General features: G+C 66.2%; 21 protein-coding genes. 18 read left to right on the top strand and 3 right to left on the bottom strand.

Going from position 1 to position 23,139, the window contains the following annotated elements; all coding sequences use genetic code 11:
• The 3 genes from A3AG_RS0109745 to A3AG_RS0109735 form a co-directional block, all read right to left on the bottom strand.
• Window positions 1-374 (bottom strand): citrate/2-methylcitrate synthase (locus tag A3AG_RS0109745; protein ID WP_026164078.1); only part of this gene is annotated, 374 nt, incomplete at its 3' end.
• A gap of 54 nt (window positions 375-428) precedes the next feature.
• Window positions 429-1,409 (bottom strand): HpcH/HpaI aldolase/citrate lyase family protein, encoded by a 981-nt coding sequence (locus tag A3AG_RS0109740; protein ID WP_018005210.1) that lies wholly within the window; start codon window positions 1,407-1,409, stop codon window positions 429-431.
• A 128-nt stretch (window positions 1,410-1,537) separates the two neighbouring features.
• Complete coding sequence (locus tag A3AG_RS0109735) at window positions 1,538-2,521, bottom strand: malate dehydrogenase (protein WP_012353375.1); 984 nt, start codon at window positions 2,519-2,521, stop codon at window positions 1,538-1,540.
• 412 nt (window positions 2,522-2,933) lie between these two features.
• Between A3AG_RS0109735 and A3AG_RS0109730 the strand changes: the two genes are divergently transcribed.
• From A3AG_RS0109730 to A3AG_RS0109650, 18 genes are all read left to right on the top strand, one after another.
• The gene (locus tag A3AG_RS0109730; protein ID WP_018005209.1) at window positions 2,934-3,836 is read left to right on the top strand and encodes a GntR family transcriptional regulator; all 903 of its coding nucleotides are present in this window, start codon (window positions 2,934-2,936) and stop codon (window positions 3,834-3,836) included.
• Between the two features lie 276 nt (window positions 3,837-4,112).
• A complete protein-coding gene (sdhC, locus tag A3AG_RS0109725) occupies window positions 4,113-4,523 on the top strand; it encodes a succinate dehydrogenase, cytochrome b556 subunit (protein WP_012353373.1) in 411 nt (136 codons plus the stop codon).
• A gap of 11 nt (window positions 4,524-4,534) precedes the next feature.
• Complete coding sequence (gene sdhD, locus A3AG_RS0109720) at window positions 4,535-4,900, top strand: succinate dehydrogenase, hydrophobic membrane anchor protein (protein ID WP_012353372.1); 366 nt, start codon at window positions 4,535-4,537, stop codon at window positions 4,898-4,900.
• 3 nt (window positions 4,901-4,903) lie between these two features.
• A complete protein-coding gene (gene sdhA, locus A3AG_RS0109715) occupies window positions 4,904-6,682 on the top strand; it encodes a succinate dehydrogenase flavoprotein subunit (RefSeq protein WP_018005207.1) in 1,779 nt (592 codons plus the stop codon).
• A 34-nt stretch (window positions 6,683-6,716) separates the two neighbouring features.
• On the top strand, window positions 6,717-7,418 hold the full coding sequence (locus A3AG_RS0109710) for a succinate dehydrogenase iron-sulfur subunit (protein WP_010814619.1): 702 nt from the start codon (window positions 6,717-6,719) through the stop codon (window positions 7,416-7,418).
• Between the two features lie 78 nt (window positions 7,419-7,496).
• Window positions 7,497-7,784 carry an FAD assembly factor SdhE gene (locus A3AG_RS0109705; RefSeq protein WP_012353370.1) on the top strand — a complete coding sequence of 96 codons (288 nt, stop codon included), beginning with the start codon at window positions 7,497-7,499 and terminating at the stop codon, window positions 7,782-7,784.
• 43 nt (window positions 7,785-7,827) lie between these two features.
• A complete protein-coding gene (gene gltA / locus A3AG_RS0109700; RefSeq protein ID WP_018005206.1) occupies window positions 7,828-9,129 on the top strand; it encodes a citrate synthase in 1,302 nt (433 codons plus the stop codon).
• Between the two features lie 529 nt (window positions 9,130-9,658).
• Window positions 9,659-10,774 (top strand): branched-chain amino acid ABC transporter substrate-binding protein, encoded by a 1,116-nt coding sequence (locus A3AG_RS0109695; protein WP_018005205.1) that lies wholly within the window; start codon window positions 9,659-9,661, stop codon window positions 10,772-10,774.
• 250 nt (window positions 10,775-11,024) lie between these two features.
• The gene (gene livH / locus A3AG_RS0109690; protein WP_018005204.1) at window positions 11,025-11,951 is read left to right on the top strand and encodes a high-affinity branched-chain amino acid ABC transporter permease LivH; all 927 of its coding nucleotides are present in this window, start codon (window positions 11,025-11,027) and stop codon (window positions 11,949-11,951) included.
• Between the two features lie 36 nt (window positions 11,952-11,987).
• Complete coding sequence (locus tag A3AG_RS0109685) at window positions 11,988-13,250, top strand: high-affinity branched-chain amino acid ABC transporter permease LivM (RefSeq protein ID WP_035848292.1); 1,263 nt, start codon at window positions 11,988-11,990, stop codon at window positions 13,248-13,250.
• A gap of 20 nt (window positions 13,251-13,270) precedes the next feature.
• A complete protein-coding gene (livG, locus tag A3AG_RS0109680; protein WP_026164077.1) occupies window positions 13,271-14,044 on the top strand; it encodes a high-affinity branched-chain amino acid ABC transporter ATP-binding protein LivG in 774 nt (257 codons plus the stop codon).
• Complete coding sequence (locus A3AG_RS0109675; RefSeq protein WP_018005201.1) at window positions 14,044-14,745, top strand: ABC transporter ATP-binding protein; 702 nt, start codon at window positions 14,044-14,046, stop codon at window positions 14,743-14,745. Before livG ends, A3AG_RS0109675 begins: the two co-directional genes overlap by 1 nt.
• Window positions 14,746-15,289: 544 nt before the next feature.
• Window positions 15,290-16,699 (top strand): 3-isopropylmalate dehydratase large subunit, encoded by a 1,410-nt coding sequence (gene leuC / locus A3AG_RS0109670; RefSeq protein ID WP_018005200.1) that lies wholly within the window; start codon window positions 15,290-15,292, stop codon window positions 16,697-16,699.
• A 19-nt stretch (window positions 16,700-16,718) separates the two neighbouring features.
• Window positions 16,719-17,369 carry a 3-isopropylmalate dehydratase small subunit gene (gene leuD / locus A3AG_RS0109665; protein WP_012353362.1) on the top strand — a complete coding sequence of 217 codons (651 nt, stop codon included), beginning with the start codon at window positions 16,719-16,721 and terminating at the stop codon, window positions 17,367-17,369.
• Between the two features lie 22 nt (window positions 17,370-17,391).
• Window positions 17,392-18,459, top strand: a complete 1,068-nt coding sequence (gene leuB, locus A3AG_RS0109660; protein WP_018005199.1) for a 3-isopropylmalate dehydrogenase — start codon at window positions 17,392-17,394, stop codon at window positions 18,457-18,459.
• Window positions 18,460-18,570: 111 nt separating this feature from the next.
• Window positions 18,571-18,702 (top strand): hypothetical protein, encoded by a 132-nt coding sequence (locus A3AG_RS34705; RefSeq protein ID WP_012353360.1) that lies wholly within the window; start codon window positions 18,571-18,573, stop codon window positions 18,700-18,702.
• Between the two features lie 90 nt (window positions 18,703-18,792).
• On the top strand, window positions 18,793-19,929 hold the full coding sequence (gene asd, locus A3AG_RS0109655; RefSeq protein ID WP_018005198.1) for an aspartate-semialdehyde dehydrogenase: 1,137 nt from the start codon (window positions 18,793-18,795) through the stop codon (window positions 19,927-19,929).
• Between the two features lie 308 nt (window positions 19,930-20,237).
• Window positions 20,238-23,096 (top strand): motility hub landmark protein FimV, encoded by a 2,859-nt coding sequence (locus tag A3AG_RS0109650; RefSeq protein ID WP_018005197.1) that lies wholly within the window; start codon window positions 20,238-20,240, stop codon window positions 23,094-23,096.
• Window positions 23,097-23,139 lie beyond the last annotated feature (43 nt).

Raw genomic sequence — 23,139 nt, 5'->3', positions numbered from 1 at the left:
GTGCGCATCACGTCCATCGGGTGCGCGCTGGCGGGCACCCATTCGAGCGCCGCCTTGACGTTGGCGGGCAGGCCGCGCAGGCTCTTGAGCTTGGCCTTGTAGGCGGCCAGCTCGGATTTGGTCGGCAGCTTGCCGTGCACCAGCAGGTGGGCGATTTCCTCGAATTCGCAGGTCTCGGCGATATCGAGGATGTCGTAGCCGCGGTAGTGCAGGTCGTTGCCGGTGCGGCCGACGGTGCACAGCGCGGTGTTGCCGGCGGTCACGCCCGACAGCGCGACGGATTTCTTGATCCGTGGCGCGGCCGGCGCGCTGGCCTCGGTGCCAAGTGCGGGGTCGAGCGTGGGGTCGGTTGCGGCAAGCTTCGAGGCGGGCATCCGTGTCTCCTTGGGCACTGCGGAACTTGATGGGGATGGGGCCGGGGACCGGCTTCAGCCGAAAAACAGCGCTTCCACATTGGCGGGCAGCGGCGTGCCGGTGGCCTGCGCGCGCTGCAGCAGCGACCAGTAATAGCGGTAGCTGGCGCGGTCGTGCAGCTGGCCTTGATGGCGGATCGGCGCCCAGTTGTTCTCGTGCGCGGCCAGCAGGATCTGGCTGGCCGCCCCGATCTCTTCCGCGCCGGGGCGGAATGCCGCCACGATCGGGGCGATCTGGCCCGGATGGATGCTCCACTTGCGCAGGTAGCCGAATTCGCTGCGCGCGCGCAGCGCGTCGTCGCCGGCGCGCTGCGGCGCCTGCACGTCGGTGCTGACGTTGTGCGACGGCACCTTGCCGTGGCGGTGGCAGGCGGCGGAGATTTCCAGCATGGCGCGGCGCACCAGCGGGTGTTCGAACTGCTGCGGCGAGCGCATGGCCTCGCCGGGGATCGCGCCATGGTGGGCAGAGACGAAGTCCATCAGGCCGAAGCTCAGGCATTCCACCTGCACCAGCGCGGCAATATCGAAAGCCTGCTCCAGCGCCGCATGGGTTTCGATCAGCACATGGATGGGGATATGGCGCGCAATGCCGGCGCTGCGCGCGACCTGGTTGACATGGTCGGTCACGCGCGCGACCTCGACCACGTCGGTGACCTTGGGCACCACCACATAGGCCAGCCGCGCCCCGGCGGCGCGCACCAGCACGTCGACGTCCTCGCGCCAGCTGGGGTGGGCCGGGTCATGGATGCGCACGCCCACGCGGTTGTGGGCATTGAGCGGGCCGTTGACAAGTTGCGCGCACAGCTCGGCGTGCTCGCGCTCGTGGCCGACGGCGGCGCCGTCCTCGCAGTCGAAGGTGATGTCGAAGACCGGGCCAAGCTCTTGTTGCAGGGCAAGCGACTTGCGCATCAGCTTTTCGCTGCCCGCGTAATGGTCACACACCGGCAGCTGGACCGGGATGGCTTCGCCCTGGAACAAGACCTCGGAAGGATGCACGGAGATTCGGAAAGTTGAAGTTGGCGGACAGGACAGGGCACCTGGGCCGCTGCCTATGAAAAAACCGGGGTCCGCGCCGATTCTGTCATCGTTGCGGAACCCCGGTCCCTGGTCAGAGCTTGGGAAGATCAGCCCAGCAGATGCTGCACGCCGGCCTTTTCTTCTTCCAGTTCCTTCAGGGTGATGTTGATCTTCTCCTGGCTGTAGGCGTCGATCTCCAGACCCTTGACGATTTCGTACTTGCCGTTGGCGGTGGTCACCGGGTAGCCGAACATGGTGTCGGCCGGGATGCCGTATTCACCGTTGGACGGGATGCCCATGGTGACGACCTTGCCGTTGCTGCCCAGCACCCAGTCGCGCACGTGGTCGATCGCGGCGTTGGCGGCCGAGGCGGCCGACGACAGGCCACGGGCCTCGATGATGGCGGCGCCGCGCTTGCCGACGGTCGGCAGGAACACGTCGTTGTTCCACACCGGGTCGTTGATCAGGTCCTTGACGCTCTGGCCGTCGACGGTGGCGTAGCGGTAGTCGGCGTACATGGTCGGGCTGTGGTTGCCCCACACGAACAGCTTCTCGATCGACGACACCGGCTTGCCGGTCTTGGCGGCGATCTGCGACAGCGCACGGTTGTGGTCCAGGCGCAGCATCGCGGTGAAGTTCTCGCGCGGCAGGTTCGGGGCCGACTTCATCGCGATGTAGGCATTGGTGTTGGCCGGGTTGCCGACCACCAGCACCTTGACGTTGCGGCTGGCGACTTCGTCCAGCGCCTTGCCCTGCACCGTGAAGATCTGGGCGTTGGCTTCGAGCAGGTCCTTGCGCTCCATGCCCTTGCTGCGCGGACGGGCGCCCACCAGCAGGGCCACGTCGGCGTCCTTGAAGGCAACCTTGGGGTCATCGGTGATGACCACGCCGGCCAGCAGCGGGAACGCGCAGTCTTCCAGTTCCATCACCACGCCCTTGACGGCCTGCTGGGCTTGCGGGAGGTCGAGCAGTTGGAGGATGACCGGCTGGTCTTTGCCCAGCATGTCGCCGTTGGCGATGCGGAACAGCAGGGAGTAGCCGATCTGGCCAGCGGCGCCGGTCACTGCGACGCGCATTGGGGCTTTAGCCATGAGTAAATCTCCAAACGATAGAAGGGGGGATGCCGGTCGGTGGCGCGCCGGCGCCATGCAGGGGCGCGCGGTGTGTCACCGGGTGCTGGTTGTCGCCACAGCGGGGAGCGGCCGTCCGCCGGAGCCTGGTGGCGGGGCCGGTGGGGGAGAGCCACAACGGGTCATGGTGATGCAACAAGGCGTTAGTCTACTGCGAAGCGAGGCGCCATTTCCAGACCGGGCCGCCGCGGGCGCGGTACAGTTGCGCCCTGGGGCGGCGGCTGGCGGGCCTGGAGACGGGCGATCGCGGGCGTGGACCAGCGCGAGTGTAGGCCCGGCCTCTCCATCCTGTCAATTCATATGTCTTATATAAGACATAAGACAATTAACGTAAGGCTGGACGTTACTTGCCCTTTTGTGGTGAAATCGCGCTATGTCCTCCCTGCCTACGTCCCTGACCGGCGCAGCCACACCCGGCGCGCAGGAATCTGGCGCCGCCACGCCTGGCGCCGGGACGCAGCCGCTTTCGCCGCCGGCGCCCGCGCCGGCCGCCGCGCCGCAGGCCGCCCCGCAAACTGGTGCCGCTTCTGGTTCCGCTCCTGGTCTGCAGTCAGTGCCATCGCCCACGTTCAGCCCGCTTTACCAGCAGATCAAGGCGCTGATCACGCGCAGCCTGCAATCCGGCGAATGGAAGCCGGGCGAGATGATTCCCAGCGAGATGGAGCTGGCGTCGCGCTACAAGGTCAGCCAGGGCACGGTGCGCAAGGCCATCGACGAGCTCGCCGCCGAGAACCTGGTGGCGCGCCGCCAGGGCAAGGGCACCTTCGTGACCACGCACCATGAAGACGTGGTCAAGTTCCGTTTCCTGCGCCTCGTCCCGGACGAGGGCGAACCCCACTATGGCGCCAGCCGCGTGCTGGAATGCAAGCGCCTGCGCGCCCCCGCCGAAATCGCGCGGCTGCTCGACATCCGCACCGGCGACAGCGTGGTGCAAATCCGCCGCGTGCTGACTTTCTCCGGCGAGTCGACCGTGCTGGACGAAATCTGGCTGCTCGGCGCCAACTTCAAGGGCCTGACCGCGGAAAAGCTGACCGAGTGGAAAGGGCCCATGTATGCATTGTTCGAGGCCGAATTCGGTACGCGCATGATCCGCGCCTCGGAAAAGATCCGCGCCGTGCCCGCCGACGAGACCGCCGCCGAGCTGCTGTCCGTGCCGGTGGGCGCGCCGCTGCTGTCGGTCGAGCGCGTGTCCTACACCTATGGCGATCGCCCCGTGGAAGTGCGCCGTGGGCTCTACGTCACCACCCGGCACTATTACCAGAACGACCTGAGCTGAAATGGCGGTGTCGCGCCTGGGGTGCGCGCGCCGATTATTGACTTGGCCCGGGGTAATGCCGGCTGTGGCGCGACGCGCTGGTTGTCGCGCGAAGTGACGCGCCCGATGTGCGCAGTGTGCGATTGTCGGGCGGCGCTTGTCGGGCGGTGATAGCAGAAAATTATTGGTGCAGCGCGCAACAAAGGCGCTAAAATCTCATGGATTTGCCCTAATGCATCCCGTTGCATGCAGGCAATGGCAGTTTCGTTTCTTTGTTTACCGCTAATGGGGTCTCGCATGGCTGAAGCCGTCAAACAAGCCAGGCCGGAGTTCCGGAATATCGGTATTTCGCAGATCGCGAAATACCGGTTGCCCTGGGCCGGCAAGGTATCCATCCTGCATCGCGTGAGCGGTGCACTGATGTTCCTCCTCCTTCCCTTCGTCCTGTATCTGTTTGAGCAGAGCATCACCTCCGAACTGAGCTTCGCAAAGTTCTCGGCCCTTCTGTCCGGCGGCTTTGTCAAGCTGGTTGTGCTGGCCCTGATCTGGGGTTATCTGCATCACTTCTGCGCCGGGATCCGTTTCCTGCTGCTGGACGTGCACGTTGGTGTCTCCAAGCCCGCTTCGGCCAAGTCTGCCATCAGCGTGCTGGTTGTCAGCCTGCTGCTTACCCTGATTTTCGGCCTGAAGCTGTTCGGCCTGTTCTGAGGAGAATCAAGGTGGCAAATAACAATATCGGTCCCAAGCGTCTTGTCGTCGGTGCGCACTACGGCCTGAAAGACTGGCTCGCGCAACGCGTCACCGCCGTGGTCATGGTGGTCTTCACCGTGATCCTGGCGATTGCCTTCCTGCTGTCGAACGGCGCTTCGTATGAAGCGTGGGCAGGGCTCTTCGCCAACCAGTGGATGAAGATCATCACGTTCCTGACCATCCTGTCGCTGCTGTATCACGCCTGGATCGGCGTGCGCGATATCTGGATGGACTATGTCAAGCCGATGGCGGTGCGCCTGGTGCTGCAAGTTCTTACGATTCTGTGGCTCGTCGGTTGCGCGGGCTACGCTGCTCAGATTCTCTGGAGGGTGTAATAAATGGTCGCAGTCAAGACTGGATTGCCGCGTCGCCGCTTTGACGTGGTCATCGTCGGTGCTGGCGGCGCCGGGATGCGCGCATCCCTCCAGCTCGCGGAAGCCGGCCTGAACGTGGCCGTGCTGTCCAAGGTGTTCCCGACCCGCTCGCACACGGTGGCGGCGCAGGGCGGCATCGGTGCCTCGCTCGGCAACATGAGCGAGGACAACTGGCACTATCACTTCTACGACACCATCAAGGGCTCGGACTGGCTGGGCGACCAGGACGCGATCGAGTTCATGTGCCGGGAAGCGCCGAAGGTCGTGTACGAGCTCGAGCACTTCGGCATGCCGTTCGACCGCAACCCCGACGGCACCATCTACCAGCGTCCGTTCGGCGGCCACACCGCCAACTACGGCGAGAAGCCGGTGCAGCGTGCCTGCGCCGCGGCCGACCGTACCGGCCACGCGCTGCTGCACACGCTGTACCAGCGCAACGTGCGCGCCAAGACCCACTTCTTCGTCGAATGGATGGCGCTGGACCTGATCCGCGATCAGGACGGCGACGTGCTGGGCGTGACCGCGCTGGAAATGGAAACCGGCGAGGTCTACATCCTCGAGGCCAAGACCACGCTGTTCGCGACCGGCGGTGCCGGCCGCATCTACGCCGCTTCCACCAACGCCTTCATCAACACCGGTGACGGCCTGGGCATGGCCGCACGCGCCGGCGTGCCGCTGGAAGACATGGAGTTCTGGCAGTTCCACCCGACCGGCGTCGCCGGCGCGGGCGTGCTGATCACCGAAGGCGTGCGGGGCGAGGGCGGTATCCTGCGCAACAAGGACGGCGAGCGCTTCATGGAGCGCTACGCGCCGACGCTGAAGGACCTGGCGCCGCGCGACTTCGTCTCGCGCTCGATGGACCAGGAAATCAAGGAAGGCCGCGGCTGCGGACCGAACGGCGACTACGTGCTGCTCGACCTGACCCACGTCGGCGCCGAGACCATCATGAAGCGCCTGCCGTCGATCCGCGAGATCGGCCTGAAGTTCGCCAACGTCGACGCGATCAAGGAACCGATCCCGGTGGTCCCGACCATCCATTACCAGATGGGCGGCATCCCGACCAACTACCACGGCCAGGTGGTGGTGCCGAAGAACGGCAACCCGAACGAGGTCGTCAACGGCTTCTACGCGATCGGCGAATGCTCGTGCGTGTCGGTGCACGGCGCCAACCGCCTGGGCACCAACTCGCTGCTCGACCTGGTGGTGTTCGGCCGCGCCGCCGGCAACCACATCATCGCGCAGAACCTGAAGCAGCAGGAGCACAAGCCGCTGCCGGCCGATGCCGCCGACCGCGCGCTGTCGCGCCTGGCCAAGCTGCAGGGCTCGTCGTCGGGCGAGTACACGCAGGACGTCGCCAACGACATCCGCAAGAACATGCAGTCGCATGCCGGCGTGTTCCGTACCCAGAAGCTGATGGACGAAGGCGTCGAGCGCATCCTGGAAGTGACCGAGCGTGCCGCCAACATCCACCTGAAGGACAAGTCCAAGGTCTTCAACACCGCGCTGGTGGAAGCCCTGGAAGTGGCCAACCTGGTGGAAGTGGCCAAGGCCACCATGATCTCGGCCGCGGCCCGCAAGGAATCGCGCGGTGCCCACGCGCACAGCGACTTCCCCAACCGCGACGACCAGAACTGGCTCAAGCACACGCTGTTCTACAGCGAAGGCAACCGCCTCGACTACAAGCCGGTGAAGATGGAACCGCTGACGGTGGAAAGCGTGCCGCCGAAGGCCCGCACGTTCTGAGCACCGCATCGTAGAGACAACAGGACCCACAGAAATGAAGCGTATTTTCGAAGTCTACCGCTACGATCCGGACAAGGATGCGGCGCCGCGCATGCAGACCTACGAGGTCGAGCTGGACGGCCACGAGCGCATGCTGCTGGACGCGCTGGTGAAGCTGAAGAAGCTGGACGAGACCATCTCGTTCCGCCGTTCGTGCCGCGAAGGCGTGTGCGGCTCGGACGCGATGAACATCAACGGCAAGAATGGCCTGGCCTGCCTGACCAACATGCGCGAGCTGCCGGACCGCATCGTGCTGCGTCCGCTGCCCGGCCTGCCGGTGGTGCGCGACCTGATCGTCGACATGACGAACTTCTTCAAGCAGTACAACTCGATCAAGCCGTTCCTGATCAACGACGAGCCGCCGCCCGAGAAAGAGCGCCTGCAGTCGCCGGAAGAGCGGGACGAGCTGGATGGCCTGTACGAGTGCATCCTGTGCGCCAGCTGCTCGACCTCGTGCCCGTCGTTCTGGTGGAACCCGGACAAGTTCGTCGGCCCGGCCGGCCTGCTGCAGGCTTACCGCTTCATCGCGGACAGCCGCGACCAGGCCACCAATGAACGCCTGGACAACCTGAACGACCCGTACCGCCTGTTCCGCTGCCACAGCATCATGAACTGCGTCGACGTGTGCCCGAAGGGTCTGAACCCGACCAAGGCCATCGGCAAGATCAAGGAACTGATGGTCCGCCGCGCGGTGTGACCCTGCGGCTGTCTAAGTAGTAAGCGGCGCGTCAGCCAGAGCGGCTATATCTGGCGGGCGCGCCGAAAGTAGGAAGCCATGACCGAGAGTCCTGCCACCACCTTCTCCCATCAGGCCGATCCGCACAAGCGCGCCCGGTTGCGCTGGCGTGCCCGCCGCGGCCTCCTGGAGAACGACATCATCGTCGAGCGTTTCTTCAACCGTTACGAGGAGAGCCTGTCCGACGAGGATGTGGCTGCGCTGAGCCAGCTGTTCGAGCTCAGCGACAACGAGTTGATGGACCTGCTCCTTGCGCGCAAGGAACTGGACGGTGAGCTCGACACGCCCCCGATGCAGCGAGTCATCGCCCTGCTGCGTACGGTCTGAGTTTTGGTCAACATTATTATTCACAGCATTTGAAGGATCCGACATGACGCCGTCCGATGTGAAAGCCACGCTATCGTTCTCCGATGGTTCCCCCAGCGTTGAGCTGCCGATCTACAAGGGTACGGTTGGCCCGGACGTGATCGACATTCGCAAGCTGTACGGACAAACCGGTAAGTTCACCTACGACCCCGGTTTCATGTCGACGGCTTCGTGCAATTCCAAGATCACCTATATCGACGGCGACAAGGGCGAGCTGCTGTACCGCGGCTACCCGATCGAGCAGCTGGCGCAAAAGTGCGACCACCTCGAGACCTGCTACCTGCTGCTGAAGGGCGAGCTGCCCAACGCCAAGCAGAAGGAAGAATTCGTCGGCCACGTGATGAACCACACCATGGTTCACGAGCAGCTGCAGTTCTTCATGCGCGGCTTCCGCCGCGATGCCCACCCGATGGCGGTGCTGACCGGCCTGGTGGGTGCCATGAGCGCGTTCTACCACGACGCGATGGACATCGACGATCCGCACCAGCGCGAGATCTCGGCCATCCGCCTGATCGCCAAGATGCCGACCATGGTCGCCATGGCGTACAAGTACAACATTGGCCAGCCCTACATCTATCCGCAGAACGACCTGTCCTACTCGGGCAACTTCCTGCGCATGCTGTTCGCCACGCCGTGCGCGCCGTACACCGTGAACCCGGTGCTGGAGCGCGCGCTGGACCGCATCTTCATCCTGCACGCCGACCACGAGCAGAATGCGTCGACCTCGACCGTGCGCCTGGCCGGTTCGTCGGGCACCAACCCGTTCGCAGCGATCGCCGCCGGCGTGGCCTGCCTGTGGGGCCCGGCCCACGGCGGCGCCAACGAAGCCGCGCTGAAGATGCTGGAAGAAATCGGCAGCGTCGACAACATCCCCGAGTTCATCAAGCAGGTCAAGGACAAGAACTCGGGCGTGCGCCTGATGGGCTTCGGCCACCGCGTGTACAAGAACTACGATCCGCGCGCCAAGCTGATGCGCGAAACCTGCCATGAAGTGCTGAACGAGCTGGGCCTGCACAACGACCCGCTGTTCAAGCTGGCCATGGAGCTGGAAAAGATCGCGCTGGAAGACGAGTACTTCGTCAGCCGCAAGCTGTACCCGAACGTCGACTTCTACTCGGGCATCGTGCAGCGCGCGCTGGGCATCCCGACCTCGCTGTTCACCTGCATCTTCGCGCTGGCCCGTACCCCGGGCTGGATCTCGCAGTGGGAAGAGATGATCACCGATCCGGAATACAAGATCGGCCGTCCGCGCCAGCTGTTCGTCGGCGCCGCCACCCGCGACGTGCCGGACGTGGCCAAGCGCTAAGCTGGTCCCGCCGCTGCGCAGTGCAGCAATTCCAGACGCCCCGGCCCGCCGGGGCGTTTGTCTTTGTGGGGCAGGCGCGGTTGTGCGGTGCGGCGTTCAGAAGGGCAGGAAATTGCACCCCGAATGGTCCAGGGCGCAATTCGTGGAGGATTGTGTCGCGTTTTCCCAAATCGGTTCCGCATAAATTGTGCGATTGTCGCGTGCCGCAGGAAATTTGACCCTATAATGCGGGCTGCTTTGCCGACGGCAGCCGGGCCACCCTTCCGGCATGCGGTGCGGCAAGCGGGGCAGGCGAATCGCTTGCGCAATAGAGAACGCATCAAACGTTGTCTTTCCGAACCTTGGTCCCCATACCTCAGCGGGACTGACACTTGCCGGGCCCCGCGCTGTCTCTTCCTTGCAGGCCCGACTTCCGCGTCTCGGGTAGCGCTTCTGCCAGCCCGATCCCAGTCGTCCGCGGGTGTTGTTCGATTGCGCAGGTCATACCGTTTCTGCCCGGATGACCCAAACATAAATCGAGGAGCTCCTGATGACGCTGTCACGTCTTTCCACCATTTCGCTGGCTGCCATGCTGGCTACCTTTGGCGCCGCCGCCAACGCCGAGACCGTGAAGATCGCCATTGCCGGCCCGATGAGCGGCTCGGTGGCGCAGTATGGCGACATGGTCAAGGCCGGTGCGCTGACCGCCGTCGAACAGATCAACGCAGCCGGCGGCGCCGGCGGCAACAAGTTCGAGGTGGTGCTGATGGACGACGCCTGCGAGCCGAAGCAGGCCGTGGCGGTGGCCAACAAGATCGTCAGCCAGAACATCAAGTACGTGATCGGCCACGTGTGCTCGGGCTCGACCATCCCGGCCTCGGACATCTACGAGAACGAAGGCATCGTGATGGTGACGCCGTCGGCTACTGCGCCGCAGCTGACCGAGACCAAGAAGCGCAACTTCATCTTCCGCACCATCGGCCGCGACGACCAGCAGGGCCCGGCCGCCGCCCAGTACATCATCGGCAAGATCAAGCCGAAGAAGGTCGCGGTGCTGCACGACAAGCAGTCGTACGGCCAGGGCATCGCCAGCTCGGTGAAGAAGGACCTGGAAGCCGCCAAGATCCCGGTGGCGGTGTTCGAAGGCATCAACGCCGGCGACTCGGACTACTCGGCGGTGATCACCAAGCTCAAGTCGCAGGGCGTGGACTTCGTCTACTTCGGCGGCTACCACCCGGAAATGGGCCTGCTGCTGCGCCAGGCGCGCGAGCAGGGCGTGAAGGCCGCCTTCATGGGCCCCGAGGGCGTGGGCAACAAGGACGTGACCGCGATCGCCGGCCCGTCGTCGGAAGGCATGCTGGTGACGCTGCCGGCCGACTTCTCGGCCGATCCGGCCAACGCCGGCCTGGTCAAGGCCTTTGCCGACAAGAAGCGTGACGCCAACGGTCCGTTCCAGATGCCGGCCTATGCCGCCGTCAAGATCATCGGCGACGCCATCGCCGGCGCCAAGAGCACCGATCCCACCAAGGTCGCGGCGTACATGCACAAGAACGCCTTCACCACGCCGATCGGCAAGGTCGAGTACGACACCAAGGGCGACCTGAAGTCCTTCAAGTTCGTGGTCTACACCTGGCACAAGGACGCCAGCAAGACGGCGGCGAACTGAGGTATTCGCATCCCGACGGGTTGCTCCCCTCTCCCGCTTGCGGGAGAGGGCAGGGGTGAGGGCGGGCGGGTCAAAGGCTGAGGCCGGCGGGTTTAAACCGTTGGCCTTGCTTGATGTGGCGCCCAGCTAAACCACCCCTCACCCCGGCCCTCTCCCCATGCGGGGAGAGGGAGAACACCTTGCTCTGGCAAGTTCGAATGGTTTTGGTGCATCCCGCCGAGGCCAGTTCCGGCGCCTACGAGGCTTCCCAATGAATGAATTCCTTCCACAGTTCACCCAGCAGCTGGTCAACGGCCTGACGCTGGGTGCGATCTATGCGCTGATCGCCATCGGCTACACAATGGTCTACGGCATCATCGGCATGATCAATTTCGCGCACGGCGAGATTTACATGATCGGCGCCTATGTCGGCCTGGTCACGCTCACCGCCATCGGCGCCCAGGCCGGCTACCCGCTGCCGCTGGTGCTCGGCGCCGCCTTGCTGGTGTCGGTGCTGGTCACCGGCGTCTACGGCTATGCGGTCGAGCGGGTGGCATACCGCCCCTTGCGCGGGGGGCCGCGGCTGGTGCCGCTGATCTCGGCCATCGGCATGTCGATCTTCCTGCAGAACTATGTCCAGATCGGGCAGGGCGCGCGCGATGTCTCGGTGCCGGTGCTGATCTCCGGCGCCATCGAGTTCCAGATGGGCGGCGACTTCACCGTGACGGTGCCGTACTCGCGCCTGCTGATCGTGGGCGTGACGCTGGCGCTGATGGTGGCGCTGACGCTGTTCATCGGCCGCTCGCGCATGGGCCGCGCCTGCCGCGCCTGCGCCGAGGACATGCGCATGGCCAACCTGCTGGGCATCGACACCAACAAGGTGATCTCGTTCACCTTCGTGCTGGGCGCGATGCTGGCGGCAGTGGGCGGCGTGCTGATCGGGCTGACCATCGGCAAGCTCAATCCCTTCATCGGCTTTATCGCCGGCATCAAGGCCTTTACCGCGGCGGTGCTGGGCGGCATCGGCAGCATCCCGGGCGCGATGCTCGGCGGCGTGCTGCTGGGCCTGGCGGAAACCTTCGCCTCGGGCTACATGCCGGCCGAATACAAGGACGTGGTCGCATTCAGCCTGCTGGTGCTGGTGCTGCTGTTCCGTCCGACCGGGCTGCTGGGCAAGCCTGATGTCGAAAAGGTCTGAGGGGGAGGCGAAACCATGACCAATAACGTATCTGCGATGCCGGGGGCCAGGGTCGCCGCGCGCGGCGCCACGCCGGGCCAGTCGCTGAAGAACGCAATCACGGCGGCGGTGATGACCGCTATCCTGACCATCCCCATCCTGGGCCTGCAGCTCAAGCTGGAAGGCTACCGGGTGGTGCTGGAACCGCACTGGCGGCCGGTGTGGCTCGCCGTAGCCGCGGTATTCCTGTTCCAGCTGTTCAAGCCGGTGCTGTCGCGCGCGGGCAGCGCGGTGCGTCTGCCGGCGCTGCCGCAGCTGGGCGCGCAGCAGCAGCGCGTGGCGGTGTGGGTGCTGCTGGCGGTGGGGCTGGTGTGGCCGTTCTTCGGCTCGCGCGGCGCCGTCGACGTGGCCACGCTGGCGCTGATCTACGTGATCCTGGGCCTGGGCCTGAATATCGTGGTGGGCTATGCCGGCCTGCTCGACCTGGGCTACGTCGGTTTCTATGCGGTGGGCGGCTATACCTACGCGCTGCTGAACCAGTACTTCGGCCTGAGTTTCTGGGAATGCCTGCCGATCGCGGCGGCAATGTCGGCGGCCTTTGGTTTCCTGCTCGGCTTCCCGGTGCTGCGCCTGCGCGGCGACTACCTGGCCATCGTCACGCTCGGCTTCGGCGAGATCATCCGCCTGCTGCTGAACAACCTGACCAGCCTGACCGGCGGTCCGGACGGCGTCTCGGGCATCCCCAAGCCCAGCGTGTTCGGCATCGAGATGGCGCGCAGCGCCAGCGTCGAGGGCACGCGCACCTTCCACGAGCTGATCGGCCTGGACTATGCCAGCCAGCACATGGTGATCTTCCTCTACCTGATCGCTCTGCTGCTGGTCGGCTTCACGCTGTTCGTCACCAGCCGCCTGATCCGCATGCCGATGGGCCGCGCCTGGGAGGCGCTGCGCGAGGATGAGATCGCGTGCCGCTCGCTGGGCCTGAACCCGACCCGCATCAAGCTGTCGGCGTTCACGCTGGGGGCCTCGTTCGCCGGCCTCGGCGGCGCCTTCTTCGCCGCGCGCCAGGGCCTGGTCAACCCGGAATCGTTCACCTTCATCGAATCGGCGCTGGTGCTGGCCGTGGTGGTGCTGGGCGGCATGGGCTCGCAGCTGGGCGTGATCCTGGCGGCGATGCTGCTGACGGTGCTGCCCGAGGTGGCACGCGGCTTTGCCGAATATCGCATGCTGATCTTCGGCCTGGTGATGGTGCTGATGATGATGTGGCGTCCGCAGGGCCTGCTGCCCGCGAGCCGCCCGCACGTGGAGCTTCCCCGATGAATGCGCCGATGAATGCGCCGATGAATGCAACGGCAGAACTGCTCAGGGTGTCGGGCCTGCAGATGCGCTTCGGCGGCCTGCTGGCCGTCGACGGCATCGATTTCGATGTGCGCAAGGACGAGGTCTTCGCCATCATCGGCCCGAACGGGGCCGGCAAGACCACGGTGTTCAACTGCGTCGGCGGCTTCTACAAGCCGACCGCGGGCGACGTCACGCTCGACGGCCATGCCATTGCCGGTCTGCCGAGCCACATGGTGGCGCGCAAGGGCCTGGTGCGCACGTTCCAGAACATCCGCCTGTTCAAGAACCTGACCGTGGTCGAGAACCTGATGGTGGCGCAACACCTGCAGGTGCAGTCCGGCATCCTGCGCGGCCTGTTCGCGACCCCGGCCTACCGCCGCGCCGAGCGCGAAGCGCTGCAGCGCGCCGCGCAATGGCTGGAGCGCATGGGCCTGACCAGCGTCGCCAACCGCGAGGCGGGCACGCTTTCCTACGGCCACCAGCGCCGGCTCGAGATCGCGCGCTGCATGATCACCCGGCCGCGCCTGCTGATGCTGGACGAGCCCGCAGCCGGCCTGAACCCGCAGGAAAAGCTCGAGCTGCAGCAGCTGATCGACCAGCTGCGGCGCGAGTTCGGCATTGCCGTGCTGCTGATCGAGCACGACATGAGCCTGGTGATGGGGGTGTCCGACCGCATCCTGGTGATGGAACACGGCAAGCCCATCGTGATCGGCAAGCCTGAAGAAGTGCGCAACGACCCGCGCGTGATCAAGGCCTACCTGGGAGAGGACTGATGCTGAAGCTGGAACAGGTCCATACCCACTACGGCGCCGTCGAGGCGCTGTCGGGCGTATCGATCGAAGTCAACAAGGGGGAGATCGTCACCCTCATCGGCAGCAACGGCGCCGGCAAGACGACGCTGATGATGACCGTGTGCGGCACGCCGCGCGCCTCGAGCGGGCGCGTGCTGTTCGAAGGGCAGGACATCACCCATCGCTCGACCCACGAGATCATGCGCCTGGGCATGGCGATCTCGCCCGAGGGCCGGCGCGTGTTCCCCAGCCTGACGGTGCTGGAAAATCTGAAGATGGGCGCGTTCTTCGCCAGGCGCGACGAGATCGAGGCGGGCATCGAGCACGTGTTCAAGCTGTTCCCGCGCCTGAACCAGCGCGCCGGCCAGCGCGCCGGCACCATGTCCGGCGGCGAGCAGCAGATGCTGGCGATCGGCCGCGCGCTGATGAGCCGGCCGCGCCTGCTGCTGCTGGACGAGCCCACGCTCGGCCTGGCGCCGCTGATCATCGCGCAGATCTTCGACATCATCCGCACCATTCGTGACGAGGGCGTCACCGTGTTCCTGGTCGAGCAGAACGCCAACAAGGCGCTGCAGGTGGCGGACCGGGGCTATGTGCTGGAGACCGGCAAGGTGGTGCTGGCCGATACCGGCGCCAACCTGTTGGCGAACGACCGGATCAAGGCGGCGTACCTCGGCGGCTGACCAAGCGCCCCGACGCCAAAGAGGAGGGCGGTTTCGGGTGCTCCCAAGCCACCCGAACTGGCCTACGCAAGGTGTTCTCCCTCTCCCCCTCATGGGGAGAGGGACCGGGGTGAGGGGTGGGCTAGCCAGGTACCGAACCGAGCGAAGCCTTCGGTTTTAACCCACGGGCGTCAGCCTTCGACCCTCCTGCCCTCACCCCCGGCCCCTCTCCCGCAGGCGGGAGAGGGGAGCTTGCTGCCGGCATCGGAAGCAAGCAGGCGAAACCTTTTCGCCATCCGCGAAATCCCCCTTTCGCCAATCACATTACATTTCCACCCCGACCCGGCCCGGCCCGGAGCCCGAGCGGTGGCATAATCGATTGCCAAGTCAAGCATTGCGGCAACGCTTGAGATAACGCACGCTTTTCGGCGGCTTCCGGTGGCTTTCGGCGGTTTTTCCGCCGGTTCGCCCGCCGCGACGAAGCGGAAAACTACCCCTGCAAACTACTGCGCGGTCCCCGCGGCCCGGCCTGCCAAGGCAAGGTCATCGGTCCCGCCATCGCATCATGGCCAAGACGCTCTACGACAAACTCTGGGATGACCACACCGTCCACGTCGAGGAAGACGGCACCACGCTGCTCTATATCGACCGTCACCTGCTGCATGAAGTGACCAGCCCGCAGGCGTTCGAGGGCCTGAAGATGGCAGAGCGTCCGGTGTGGCGCATCAGCGCCAACCTGGCGGTGTCGGACCACAATGTGCCGACCACCGACCGCAGCCAGGGCATTGCCGATCCGGTGTCGAAGCTGCAGGTCGATACGCTCGATGCCAACTGCGACAGTTACGGCATCACGCAGTTCAAGATGAACGACCACCGCCAGGGCATCGTGCACGTGATCGGACCGGAGCAGGGCGCGACGCTGCCGGGCATGACGGTGGTGTGCGGCGACTCGCATACCAGCACCCACGGCGCCTTCGGCGCGCTGGCGCACGGCATCGGCACCTCGGAAGTCGAGCACGTGCTGGCCACGCAGACGCTGCTGGGCAAGAAGGCCAAGAACATGCTGGTCAGGGTGGAAGGCAAGCTGCCGCGCGGCTGCACCGCCAAGGACATCGTGCTGGCCATCATCGGCAAGATCGGCACTGCCGGCGGCACCGGCTACACCATCGAGTTTGCCGGCTCGGCCATCCGCGAGCTGACCATGGAAGGCCGCATGACGGTCTGCAACATGGCGATCGAGGCGGGCGCGCGCGCCGGCCTGGTGGCGGTCGACGATGTCACGCTCGAATACGTCAAGGGTCGCCCGTACGCGCCGCAGGGCGTGGAGTGGGAGCAGGCCGTGGCTTACTGGCGCACGCTGCATTCGGATGCCGGCGCGAAGTTCGACCAGGTGGTCGAGCTGCGCGCGGAAGACGTGCGCCCGCAGGTGACCTGGGGCACCTCGCCGGAAATGGTGATCAGCATCGAAGACCGCGTGCCGGACCCGGAGAAGGAAAAGGACCCGAACAAGCGCAACGCGATGGAGCGCGCGCTCGAATACATGGGGCTGCAGCCCAACGTGCCGGTCGACAGCATCAGCATCGACAAGGTCTTCATCGGTTCCTGCACCAACAGCCGCATCGAAGACATGCGCGCCGCCGCCTGGGTGGTGCAGAAGCTGGGCCGCAAGGTCGCGTCGAACGTGAAGCTGGCGATGGTGGTGCCGGGCTCGGGCCTGGTCAAGGAACAGGCCGAGCGCGAAGGCCTGGACCAGATCTTCAAGGCGGCGGGCTTCGAGTGGCGCGAGCCGGGCTGCTCGATGTGCCTGGCGATGAACGCCGACCGCCTCGATCCGGGCGAGCGCTGCGCCTCGACCTCGAACCGCAACTTCGAGGGCCGCCAGGGCGCGGGCGGGCGCACCCACCTGGTGAGCCCGGCGATGGCCGCGGCGGCCGCCATCGAGGGCCACTTCGTCGATATCCGCAAGCTGGGCTGAACAAGCAAGGACAGAGCACATGGAAAAGTTCACCGTACACAGCGGCCTGGTCGCGCCGCTCGACCGCGAGAACGTCGACACCGACGCCATCATCCCGAAGCAGTTCCTGAAGTCGATCAAGCGCACCGGCTTCGGTCCCAACCTGTTCGACGAGTGGCGCTACAAGGATGTGGGCGAGCCCGGCATGGACAACAGCAAGCGTCCGCTGAACCCGGACTTCGTGCTGAACCAGCCGCGCTACCAGGGCGCGTCGATCCTGCTGGCGCGCCGCAATTTCGGCTGCGGCAGCTCGCGCGAGCACGCGCCGTGGGCGCTGACGCAATACGGCTTCCGCGCCGTGATCGCGCCCAGCTTCGCCGACATCTTCTTCAACAACTGCTACAAGAACGGCTTGCTGCCGGTGGTGCTGAGCGAGCAGCAGGTCGACCACCTGTTCAACGAGACCAATGCGTTCAACGGCTACCAGCTCACCATCGACCTCGACAAGCAGGTGGTGCTGACGCCGTCGGGGCAGGGCTACGAGTTCGACATTGCGCCGTTCCGCAAGTACTGCATGCTGAACGGCTTCGACGATATCGGCCTGACCCTGCGCCATGCCGACAAGATCAAGGCCTTCGAGGCCGAGCGCGTGGCGAAGATGCCGTGGCTGAACAACCGCCTGGTCGGATAAGGCTCTACGAGGAAAGACAACAATGAAGATTGCAGTCCTGCCGGGTGACGGCATCGGTCCCGAAATCGTTGCAGAGGCCGTCAAGGTCCTGAACGCGCTCGACGAGAAATTCGAACTGGAAACCGCGCCCGTGGGCGGTGCCGGCTACGAGGCCGAAGGCCATCCGCTGCCGGAGAACACGCTCAAGCTGGCCAGGGAAGCCGACGCCATCCTGTTCGGCGCCGTCGGCGACTGGAAGTACGACAGCCTGGAGCGCGCGCTGCGCCCCGAGCAGGCCATCCTTGGCCTGCGCAAGCACCTGCAGCTGTTCGCCAACTTCCGTCCGGCGATCTGCTATCCGGAACTGACCGGCGCTTCCAGCCTGAAGCCCGAGCTGGTCGCCGGCCTCGACATCCTGATCGTGCGCGAGCTGAACGGCGACATCTACTTCGGCCAGCCGCGCGGCCTGCGCGAAGCGCCGGACGGGCTGTTCCAGGGCGCGCGCGAAGCCTTCGACACCATGCGCTACAGCGAGCCGGAAATCCGCCGCATCGCGCACGTGGCGTTCCAGGCCGCGGCCAAGCGCGGCAAGAAGCTGTGCAGCGTCGACAAGGCCAACGTGCTCGAGACCTTCCAGTTCTGGAAGGACATCGTCATCGACGTCAGCAAGGAATACCCGGAAGTCGAGCTGTCGCACATGTACGTCGACAACGCCGCGATGCAGCTGGTCAAGGCGCCCAAGAGCTTCGACGTGATCGTCACCGGCAATATGTTCGGCGACATCCTGTCGGACGAGGCGGCGATGCTGACCGGCTCGATCGGCATGCTGCCGTCGGCGTCGCTGGATGCCAACAACAAGGGCCTGTACGAGCCGTCGCACGGCTCGGCGCCGGACATCGCCGGCAAGGGCATCGCCAATCCGCTCGCGACCATCCTGTCGGCCGCGATGATGCTGCGCTACTCGCTGAACAAGACCGAGCAGGCCGACCGCATCGAGAACGCCGTCAAGAAGGTGCTGGCGCAGGGCTACCGCACCGGCGACATCCTGACGCCGGGCTGCAAGCAGGTCGGCACCCGCGAGATGGGCGAGGCCGTGCTGGCGGCACTGTAAGTCACACGCCAGTCACGCGAAGAAGGGGCACCGCAATCGCGGTGCCCTGCGTTTTATTTGTCCCCAATTTGCACGGTGCGGCAGCGCCGCAAAATCGTGTAGACTCTGCCGATGGCCCGATTTTCCCAGTCCACCCTGACTGCTGTTGTCGCCCTGACCGCTACCCGCGGCCCGGTTGGCACGATTTCGCTCGGCCAGACCGCAACGACGATTAAAACCATTATTAAAACCGCGATCGCCTAGATCCGTTCGTCGTGCCTGCCCGTCTTCCCCGCGCAGCCACGCCGGGCGAGGAAAATGGCGGGGAAGTAAAAATCACATCCGAGGTAAATCATGATTGTAGGTCTCGTCGGTTGGCGGGGAATGGTCGGCAGCGTCCTGATGCAGCGCATGCAGGAAGAGCGTGATTTCGACCATATCGAGCCCGTCTTCTTCAGCACGTCCAACGCCGGCGGCAAGGCGCCCGCCATGGCCAAGAACGAAACCACGCTCAAGGATGCCAACGACATCGAGGCACTGAAGCAGTGCGACGTGGTGCTGACCGCCCAGGGCGGCGACTACACCAACGAGGTCTTCCCCCAGCTGCGCGCGGCGGGCTGGAAGGGCTACTGGATCGACGCGGCGTCGTCGCTGCGGATGAAGGACGATGCCATCATCGTGCTCGATCCGGTCAACCAGGGTGTGATCAAGGACGCGCTGTCCAAGGGCGTCAAGAATTTCATCGGCGGCAACTGCACCGTGAGCTGCATGCTGATGGGCCTGGGCGGCCTGTTCCAGGCCGACCTGATCGAGTGGATGACCTCGATGACCTACCAGGCGGCTTCGGGCGGCGGCGCGCAGCACATGCGCGAGCTGCTGACCCAGTTCGGCACGCTGAACGCGTCGGTCAAGCCGCTGCTGGACAACCCGGCATCGGCCATCCTGGAGATCGACCGCCAGATCCTGTCGACCCAGCACGGCCTGTCGGCGGAAGAAACCAAGCAGTTCGGCGTGCCGCTGGCCGGCAACCTGATCCCGTGGATCGACAAGGACCTCGGCAACGGCCAGTCCAAGGAAGAATGGAAGGGCGGCGCCGAGACCAACAAGATCCTGGGCCGCGGCGAGGGCTTCCTGGGCGCGACCGGCGCCACGCCGATCGCCGTCGACGGCCTGTGCGTGCGCATCGGCGCGATGCGCTGCCATTCGCAGGCGCTGACCATCAAGCTGCGCCGCGATGTGCCGCTGGACGAGATCGAAGGCATGCTCTCCGCGCACAACCCGTGGGCCAAGGTGGTGCCGAATACGCGCGAAGCCAGCATGACCGACCTGACTCCCGCGGCCGTGACCGGCACGCTGACCATCCCGGTCGGCCGCCTGCGCAAGATGCAGATGGGCGGCGAGTACCTGTCGGCCTTCACGGTCGGCGACCAGCTGCTGTGGGGCGCGGCCGAACCGCTGCGCCGCATGCTGCGTATCCTGATCGAGTCCTGATCGAGTCCTGATCGACGCCTGATCGCAGGCTGCCGCCTGTGGCCTGGTTGCGCCCGTTGCAGCCAGGCAACAGAATGCAGCGCTTTGCTTACGACGCCGCGCCCATGCGCGGCGTTGTTGTATCCGGGCGCCTATTTTCCTGGGCGATGCGTCACAATACGCCGGCATGCGCGCCGCGCCCGCAGGGACGGGCGCCTGCGCGCAGGCTGGCAAAGGGGCCGTTCAGAATGCCCCGCCGGCCGGGCGGACCTGGTTTATGGGGTCGGTTTGTCGATTCATATCGCTACTAAAACATAACGGAGCACAAGGTGAGTGTGAGCCAACATCGCCGGAAAGATGCGCCTACTGCCCGTCAGCGCTGGTCAACGCTGGCCGTCACGGCACTGGGCCTGCTGCTCGCGCAGCCGGCCGCGTATGCCGCGGGGTTCGGGCAATTGCGGGTTCAGTCGAATCTGGGGCAGCCACTGCAGGCTGAGATCGACATCAGCGGGGTCACCGCCGAGGAGGCCGCCGGGCTCAGCGTCAGGCTGGCGCCGCCGGGCGCCTATGCCGCTGCCGGCTTGACCTATCTGCCAAGCGTCGGCAGCCTGCGGCTGGAACTGGAGCGCCGCGCCAACGGCAGCTACGTGGCACGGGTCCGTTCCAGCCAGCCGATCAGCGAGCCCTTCGTCGATATCCTGGTCGACATGAGCTGGGCCAGCGGCAAGGTCTCGCGCGCCTACACCTTCCTGCTCGACCCCGCCGGGGCCAGGGCTTCCAGCCAGACGTTCTCGCCGGCACCGGTGGTGCAGGCCGCCACGCCCGACGCACCGGCTGCGCCGGCACCTGCCGCCGCGCAGCCCGCGCCGGCGCAGCCGTCCGCGGCCAGCGCCGAGGCCGAGCCGGCCCGTCCCGCCGCACCCGCCCGCCCCGCGCGCCAGAGCGCCCGGCGCGCCGCGGCACCGGCCGGCGGCACCGACATGGCCCCCGGCGGCGGCTACACCGTGCAGCGCGGCGACACGCTCTATGGCATTGCCGGCGAGGCCGTGCAGGGCCAGGAATCGGTCTCGCTGGACCAGATGCTGGTGGCGCTCTATCGCAACAATCCCAACGCCTTCATCGGCGGCAACATGAACCGCCTGCGCAGCGGCGCGGTGCTGCAGGTGCCGACCCAGCAGCAGGCGCAGGCGGTGACGCCCAAGGCCGCGCGCCGCGAAGTGGTGGCGCGCACGCAGGGCTTCGACGCCTACCGCAGCCGGCTGGCCAGCGCCGCCGCGGCCAAGTCGGTCGAGCCCGACAGCGGCCGCCAGCAGTCCGGCAATGTGACCGCGCGCGTGCAGGAGCAGGCGACGCCGACCGACGGCCCGCGCGATGAACTGAAGCTCAGCAAGGCCGCGCGTGGCGCGCAGGCCGACGCCGCGGCCAAGGCAGAAGCCGACGTCGCGCGCGAGCGCCAGCTGAAGGAAGCCGAGGCGCGCCTGGCGCAGCTGCAAAAGAACGTCGGCGACATGCAGAAGCTGCTCGAGCTGAAGAACGCCGAGATCGCCAAGCTCAGCCAGGCCAACCAGGCCAAACAGGCCAACGAGGCCGCGCTGGCCGACAAGGAAAAGGCTGATGCCGCCGCCAGGGCGGCTGCCGCAGCGCCGGCCGTGGTGCCGGCCCAGCCGCCCAAGGCAGACGCCGTGGCGCCCGCCGCAGCGGCCGCAGCAACCGCTGCCGCCGCCGCTGCGGCGAATGCGGCGAGCGCCCCTGCCACGCCAGCTGCCGGCGCCAGTGCCGTGGCCGCCGTGGCGCCCGCGGCAGCCTCCGCCGTGGCCGCGGCGCCCGTCTCGCAGCCTGGCGCCGGCGTGGCAGCCAGCGCGACGCAGGGCGCCGCATCGACCCCTGCGGCCAAACCCGTGCCGCCGGTGGTCGCGCAGCCCGAGCCGGTGCCCGAACCGTCGTTCCTCGATGGCCTGCTGGCCAACCCGATGCTGCTGCCGGGCGGTGGCCTGGTGGTGGCGCTGCTGGGCGTGTACGCCATCTATCGCCGTCGCCAGAAGCAGAAGGCGGGCGAGGCCAGCGGATTCGGCGACAGCATCCTGTCGCAGGAAAGCACGGTCATGGCCGGCGCCAACTCGCTGTTCGGCACCGCCGGCGGGCAGAGCGTCGACACCTCGCAGCACAGCGTGTTCGGCGCCGACTTCCGTATCGGCAACAACACGCCGGAAGCCAACGAGGTCGACCCGATCGCCGAGGCCGAGGTCTATATCGCCTACGGGCGCGATGTGCAGGCAGAGGAAATCCTGCGCGAAGCCCTGGAGAAACACCCGGAGCAGCAGCCGGTACGGCTCAAGCTCCTGGAGATTTACAGCAACAGACAGGATGTGGAAGGGTTCCGCGTGATTGCAGAGGAAATGTTCGCCCAGACCGGCGGACACGGAGCGGAATGGCTGAAGGCCGCGGAAATGGGGCGCGCGCTGGAGCCCGGCAACGCGTTGTACATGGTGGTGACGCCGGAGGCCGCTGGCCCCGATACGGCAGCGCCGGCAACCGACCAGTGGCGCACGCAGGATCCATCGCAGAATCCCGCCTCGATCGCGCGGCTGGAGCCGTCGCTGGGCGACCTGTCGCTGCCGCTGGATGCTTTCCCGGCGCCGGCCGCCGGCGACCCGATCGTCGCGCCGGCCTCGGCGGCGATGGTGTTCGGCGCCGAGACGCCGCAGCCGGGCGAAGCGGTGCGCCTCGACATGGGCCTGCCGGGCGCCGATCCGCTTGCCGATGACGACGTGCCGACGCTCGACACGCCGACCCGCGGCCGCCCCCTCGAGTTCGACATGTCGGGCCTGTCGCTGGACCTGGGCAGCGCGCCGCAAGGCAATGCCGCGGCCCCGGCCGCGCTCGACGAGGCGTCGGTGCCGCTTCCCGCCACCACCATGCTGCGCGACGGCAAGCTGGCCGAGCCGATCGACCTGTCGCGGGTGGCGCCCGATACTGCGGGCGGCCTGGGCCAGAGCGTGTCGCCCAGCACGCTGTCGACCGACGGCATGGACGGCGGGCGCGACATGCAGATCAAGCTGGACCTGGCGCGCGCCTATATCGAGATCGGCGACAAGGAAGGCGCACGCGAGCTGCTGCAGGAAGTGGTCGAGCAGTCGCAGGATCCGCTGCAGGCCGAGGCCCGCTCGCTGCTGCTGGAAGTGGCCTGAGCTATCATTGGCGGTCCGGCCGCGGCAGGCGCTGCCGCGGCCC

Origin of the sequence: Cupriavidus neocaledonicus (genome assembly GCF_000372525.1) — a bacterium.
Lineage (GTDB): Bacteria > Pseudomonadota > Gammaproteobacteria > Burkholderiales > Burkholderiaceae > Cupriavidus > Cupriavidus neocaledonicus.
Note: the sequence above shows the minus strand (reverse complement) of the source record. Positions and strands in the feature narration are given on the sequence as shown.

Excerpts from the sequence above, each read along its gene's own strand:
- A3AG_RS0109735 (WP_012353375.1), bottom strand. The coding sequence starts at position 2,521 with ATGGCTAAAGCCCCAATGCGCGTCGCAGTGACCGGCGCCGCTGGCCAG.
- A3AG_RS0109730 (WP_018005209.1), top strand. The coding sequence starts at position 2,934 with ATGTCCTCCCTGCCTACGTCCCTGACCGGCGCAGCCACACCCGGCGCG.
- sdhC (WP_012353373.1), top strand. The coding sequence starts at position 4,113 with ATGGCTGAAGCCGTCAAACAAGCCAGGCCGGAGTTCCGGAATATCGGT.
- sdhA (WP_018005207.1), top strand. The coding sequence starts at position 4,904 with ATGGTCGCAGTCAAGACTGGATTGCCGCGTCGCCGCTTTGACGTGGTC.
- A3AG_RS0109710 (WP_010814619.1), top strand. The coding sequence starts at position 6,717 with ATGAAGCGTATTTTCGAAGTCTACCGCTACGATCCGGACAAGGATGCG.
- A3AG_RS0109705 (WP_012353370.1), top strand. The coding sequence starts at position 7,497 with ATGACCGAGAGTCCTGCCACCACCTTCTCCCATCAGGCCGATCCGCAC.
- gltA (WP_018005206.1), top strand. The coding sequence starts at position 7,828 with ATGACGCCGTCCGATGTGAAAGCCACGCTATCGTTCTCCGATGGTTCC.
- A3AG_RS0109695 (WP_018005205.1), top strand. The coding sequence starts at position 9,659 with ATGACGCTGTCACGTCTTTCCACCATTTCGCTGGCTGCCATGCTGGCT.
- livH (WP_018005204.1), top strand. The coding sequence starts at position 11,025 with ATGAATGAATTCCTTCCACAGTTCACCCAGCAGCTGGTCAACGGCCTG.
- A3AG_RS0109685 (WP_035848292.1), top strand. The coding sequence starts at position 11,988 with ATGCCGGGGGCCAGGGTCGCCGCGCGCGGCGCCACGCCGGGCCAGTCG.
- livG (WP_026164077.1), top strand. The coding sequence starts at position 13,271 with ATGAATGCAACGGCAGAACTGCTCAGGGTGTCGGGCCTGCAGATGCGC.
- A3AG_RS0109675 (WP_018005201.1), top strand. The coding sequence starts at position 14,044 with ATGCTGAAGCTGGAACAGGTCCATACCCACTACGGCGCCGTCGAGGCG.
- leuC (WP_018005200.1), top strand. The coding sequence starts at position 15,290 with ATGGCCAAGACGCTCTACGACAAACTCTGGGATGACCACACCGTCCAC.
- leuD (WP_012353362.1), top strand. The coding sequence starts at position 16,719 with ATGGAAAAGTTCACCGTACACAGCGGCCTGGTCGCGCCGCTCGACCGC.
- leuB (WP_018005199.1), top strand. The coding sequence starts at position 17,392 with ATGAAGATTGCAGTCCTGCCGGGTGACGGCATCGGTCCCGAAATCGTT.
- A3AG_RS34705 (WP_012353360.1), top strand. The coding sequence starts at position 18,571 with ATGGCCCGATTTTCCCAGTCCACCCTGACTGCTGTTGTCGCCCTGACC.
- asd (WP_018005198.1), top strand. The coding sequence starts at position 18,793 with ATGATTGTAGGTCTCGTCGGTTGGCGGGGAATGGTCGGCAGCGTCCTG.